The sequence below is a fragment of the Actinomadura geliboluensis genome, from assembly GCF_005889745.1.
GTDB classification, from domain to species: domain Bacteria; phylum Actinomycetota; class Actinomycetes; order Streptosporangiales; family Streptosporangiaceae; genus Spirillospora; species Spirillospora geliboluensis.
In genome coordinates this window covers 1-4,078 of sequence record NZ_VCKZ01000595.1, presented here as the reverse complement: position 1 = coordinate 4,078, position 4,078 = coordinate 1, and the positions used below count along the sequence as shown (strand labels likewise).

Here is a 4,078-nt window from a genome sequence, read left to right as displayed (position 1 = left end):
GCCTTGGGACGAACCCGCAGGTCTGAGGTACGGGGCTCCGAGGGACGGATTCGTGACCGGTCTGGGAACAGGCCGGGGGCGAATCCTGTTCCACGCATGGGTACCATTAGCAGTCGTTCAGAGTGAGTGCCAGTCCGGACTCCGCCGGGCTGAGTCAGCTAGGAGGAACCGTGCCGACGTATCAGTACGTTTGCACCGAGTGCGGCGAGCCTCTGGAGGTCGTGCAGAAGTTCAGCGACGACGCGCTGACCGAATGCCCGGCGTGCACCGGCAAGCTCCGCAAGGTCTTCTCCGCGGCGGGAATCATCTTCAAGGGGTCGGGCTTCTACCGCACCGACAGCCGCGGCTCCGGCAAGTCGTCCTCGACCGCGGGCTCGTCGTCGAGCGCCTCGTCCAACGGCTCGTCGGGCGGCTCCGCCAACGGCTCCTCGGGCGACTCCGGCTCGGCGGGCTCGTCCTCGTCGTCCTCCGGCGCGTCGGCGTCGTCCGGCGGCGACTCCTCGTCGTCCAGCAAGTCCTCGTCGTCCGAAAAGGTCGCCTGACCTCCTAGGACTCCTTTACGCCCGACCCGGCGGAACCCCTGCGGATCCGCCGGGCCTTCGGCGTTCCCGGGCGCCGGCTACATCTCAAGAGGTAGCCGGCGCCCTTCTCATGCCCCGCGCGGGGTAGCGGAGTTCCCTTCTCGCGCCGGACGCGCACGGCACGCCTCCTCGCGACGATGAGGAGTAGGGAACGGCCCGCCCCGGCGCTCCGGCCGACTCCGGCCCGCTTCGGTCCGCTCTGGTCTCCGTTCCCGCCGCACCGTCCTCGGGGATTTCGAGATAGTACTTGACATCTCTCGGGGAGCGAGACATTCTGAGTCATCGCGACATATCTCGTCTTTCAGCGCCCCAGGAGAGGAACATGAGCGCACCGAGCCCGGCTCCCCCCAGACCCCCGTCCCACCGGCTCGCCGGACTGATCGCCGGACGGCGCACCAAATGGGCCGTCCTGGCCCTGTGGATCGTCCTGCTGATGGCCCTCGGCCCGCTCGCCGGCAAGCTCGGCGACGTCGAGGAGAACGACGCGGCCGCCTGGCTCCCCGCGGGCGCCGAGTCGACCCAGGTCGTCGAGCTGGAGGAGCAGTTCCGCAAGGACGAGACGATGCCCGCCGTCATCGTCTACGAGCGGTCCGGCGGGATCACCACGGCCGACCGCGCCAAAGCGGCCGCGGACGTGGGCGCGCTGCAGAAGCTCCCCGGCGCCCAGAAGGTGGCGGGGCCGTTCCCATCCCAGGACGGCAAAGCCCTGCAGACGCTCGTGCCGCTCACAGACGTGGACATCACCGCCGCCTCGACGAGGCGCGTGCCATCGCCAAACGCGGGCCTCCGGGGCTGACCGCCCACGTCACCGGCCCCGCCGGCAGCGGCGCCGACATGTTCAAGGTCTTCAACAGCCTCGACGGCTTCCTGCTCATGGCCGCGGGCGCCGTCGTCATCGTCCTGCTGCTCTTCATCTACCGCAGCCCTCTTCTGTGGATCGTCCCGGTACTCAGCGCCGTCTTCGCCCTGGGGCTCGCCCAGTCGTCGGTGTACCTGCTCGCCAAGTACGGCGACCTCACCGTCAACGGGCAGAGCGCTGGCATCCTGACCGTCCTCGTCTTCGGTGTCGCGACCGACTACGCCTTGCTGCTCGTGGCCCGCTACCGGGAAGAGCTGCACCGCCATGAGGACCGGCACGAAGCGATGGCCTTCGCGCTGCACCGCGCGGCGCCCGCCATCATCGCCTCCGCCGCCACCGTCGCGGTCGGCCTGCTGTGCCTGCTGCTCGCCGACATGAACTCCACCGCGGGCATGGGTCCCGTCGCCGCCGCCGGCGTGCTCACCGCCCTGGCGGCCATGACCACGCTGCTGCCCGCCCTCCTTGTCATCTTCGGCCGGTGGCTGTTCTGGCCGCTCGTGCCCCGGTACGACGAGAAGTACCTCAAGCCGGAGGCGTACGACGCCGAGCACAACGTGTGGAGCCGCATAGCCGCCTTCGTCGGCAGGCGCCCGCGCGCGCTCTGGGCCGTCACCATGCTCGGTCTGATCGTCCTCACACTGGGGCTGGGGTCGCTCAAGGCGGACGGCCTGACCGACGCCGGACAGTTCACCGGCACTCCCGACTCCGTGAAGGGCTCGAAGGTCGTCGCCCAGCACTTCCCCGCGGGATCGGGCTCCCCCGCCGTCGTCATCGGCCGGGCGCCGGCGTCCGACCAGCTGGCCCAGACCCTGCGCGGGACGTCCGGCATCGCCGAGGTCTCCTCGCCGGTGACCGTGAACGGCCTGGTCAAGTACGAGGCGGTGCTGAAGGACCCGGCCGACGGCGAGGCCGCGCGCAAGACCATCGACCGGCTGCGCACCGCGGTGCACGCCGTCCCGTCCGCGGACGCGAAGGTCGGCGGCACCACCGCGACGTCGCTCGACATCAAGCGCGCCTCCGCCCGCGACAACAAGGTGATCATCCCGATCGTGCTGGCCGTGGTGTTCCTGATCCTCATCGCGCTGCTGCGCGCCGCCGTCGCGCCGCTGCTGATGATCGGCACCGTCGTGCTGTCGTTCCTGGCCTCGCTCGGCGCCTGCGCGCTGATCTTCGAGCACGGCTTCGGCTTCGAGGGCGCCGACGCCGGGTTCCCGCTGCTGGCGTTCATCTTCCTGGTCGCGCTCGGGGTCGACTACAACATCTTCCTGATGCACCGGGTGCGGGAGGAGGCGCAGACCCTCGGCACGCGCCGCGGCATCCAGCGCGGCCTCACCGTCACCGGCGGCGTGATCACCTCGGCCGGGCTGGTGCTGGCGGCCACGTTCGCGGCCATGGTCACGCTGCCGCTGGTCAGCATGGTGGAGATGGGCTTCGTGGTCGCGTTCGGCGTCCTGCTCGACACGCTCATCGTCCGGTCCCTGCTGCTCCCGGCCCTGGCGCACGACATCGGGCGGCGGATCTGGACGCCGGGACGCCTCGCCCGCAAGGAGCCGGCCGCCGAGCCCAAGGTCCTGGACCCGGTCGGCTGACGGCACCGGGGGGAGAGGGCGCGCGTGCCCTCTCCCCCCGGGTTATCCACAATCGGCGGACGACCTGCCGGGCCCGGCGGGCGGGTGGCTAGTGTCGGCGCCATGTCCACTTCCGGTTCCCAGCCCACCGCCGAGATCGGGGTCATCGGCGGCTCGGGCTTCTACTCGTTCCTCGACGACATCGAAGAGGTGCGGGTCGACACCCCCTACGGCCCGCCGAGCGACCCCGTCGCGGTCGGCGAGCTGGCCGGCCGCCGCGTCGCCTTCGTCCCCCGGCACGGCCGCGACCACCGGTTCCCGCCCCACCGCATCCCCTACCGGGCCAACATGTGGGCGCTGCGCTCCCTGGGCGTCCGGCAGGTCCTCGCGCCCTGCGCGGTCGGCTCCCTCACGCCGCGGTACGGGCCCGGCACGCTCGCCGTCCCCGACCAGCTCGCCGACCGGACGTCCGGGCGCGAGCAGACCTACTACGACGCCGGCGGCGCGGTCCACGTGTCGTTCTCCGACCCGTACTGCCCCACCGGCCGCCGCACCGCCCTCGAATCGGCCCGCGCCACCGGCTGGGACCCCGTCGACCGCGGCACGCTCGTCGTCATCGAGGGGCCCCGGTTCTCCACCCGCGCCGAATCCCAGTGGTTCGCCTCCCAGGGCTGGACGCTCATCGGGATGACCGGCCACCCCGAGGCCGTCCTCGCCCGCGAGCTGGCGCTCTGCTACACCTCCCTCTGCCTCGTCACCGACCTCGACGCGGGCATCGAGGAAGGCGAGGGCGTCACCATGCAGGAGGTGCTCCGCGTCTTCGGCCAGAACATCGACCGGCTCCGCGCCCTCGTCGCCGACACGGTCAAGGCGCTGCCCACCGAGCGCGCCTGCCCGTGCCCCAGCGCCCTGGACGGCCTGGAACTCCCCCTGGACCTCCCATGAGACCCGCCCGCCTGCGGCGGCCGCTGGCGGCGCTGTTCGCCGCGGCCGCCGCGGGCCTCGCCCTCCTCGCGCTGCGGCCCGGGCCTCCCCCGTCCGTCCGCGTCCTCGCCGCCGCCCGCGACCTC

General features: G+C 71.9%; 4 protein-coding genes. All 4 read left to right on the top strand.

What is annotated here, in order from left to right; genetic code table 11:
* Window positions 1-170 precede the first annotated feature (170 nt).
* The 4 genes from ETD96_RS42050 to ETD96_RS42040 all read left to right on the top strand — a co-directional run bounded on the left by ETD96_RS42050 (window position 171) and on the right by ETD96_RS42040 (window position 3,953).
* Complete coding sequence (locus ETD96_RS42050; protein WP_138642062.1) at window positions 171-542, top strand: FmdB family zinc ribbon protein; 372 nt, start codon at window positions 171-173, stop codon at window positions 540-542.
* 361 nt (window positions 543-903) lie between these two features.
* Window positions 904-1,377 carry a hypothetical protein gene (locus ETD96_RS47300; protein WP_240808613.1) on the top strand — a complete coding sequence of 158 codons (474 nt, stop codon included), beginning with the start codon at window positions 904-906 and terminating at the stop codon, window positions 1,375-1,377.
* Window positions 1,269-3,029 carry an MMPL family transporter gene (locus ETD96_RS42045; RefSeq protein WP_240808612.1) on the top strand — a complete coding sequence of 587 codons (1,761 nt, stop codon included), beginning with the start codon at window positions 1,269-1,271 and terminating at the stop codon, window positions 3,027-3,029. Before ETD96_RS47300 ends, ETD96_RS42045 begins: the two co-directional genes overlap by 109 nt.
* Window positions 3,030-3,131: 102 nt before the next feature.
* Window positions 3,132-3,953 carry an S-methyl-5'-thioadenosine phosphorylase gene (locus ETD96_RS42040; protein ID WP_138642061.1) on the top strand — a complete coding sequence of 274 codons (822 nt, stop codon included), beginning with the start codon at window positions 3,132-3,134 and terminating at the stop codon, window positions 3,951-3,953.
* The last annotated feature ends 125 nt before the right edge of the window (window positions 3,954-4,078 follow it).

Coding starts and splice junctions, on each gene's coding strand:
- ETD96_RS47300 (WP_240808613.1), top strand. CDS start 904: ATGAGCGCACCGAGCCCGGCTCCCCCCAGACCCCCGTCCCACCGGCTC.
- ETD96_RS42040 (WP_138642061.1), top strand. CDS start 3,132: ATGTCCACTTCCGGTTCCCAGCCCACCGCCGAGATCGGGGTCATCGGC.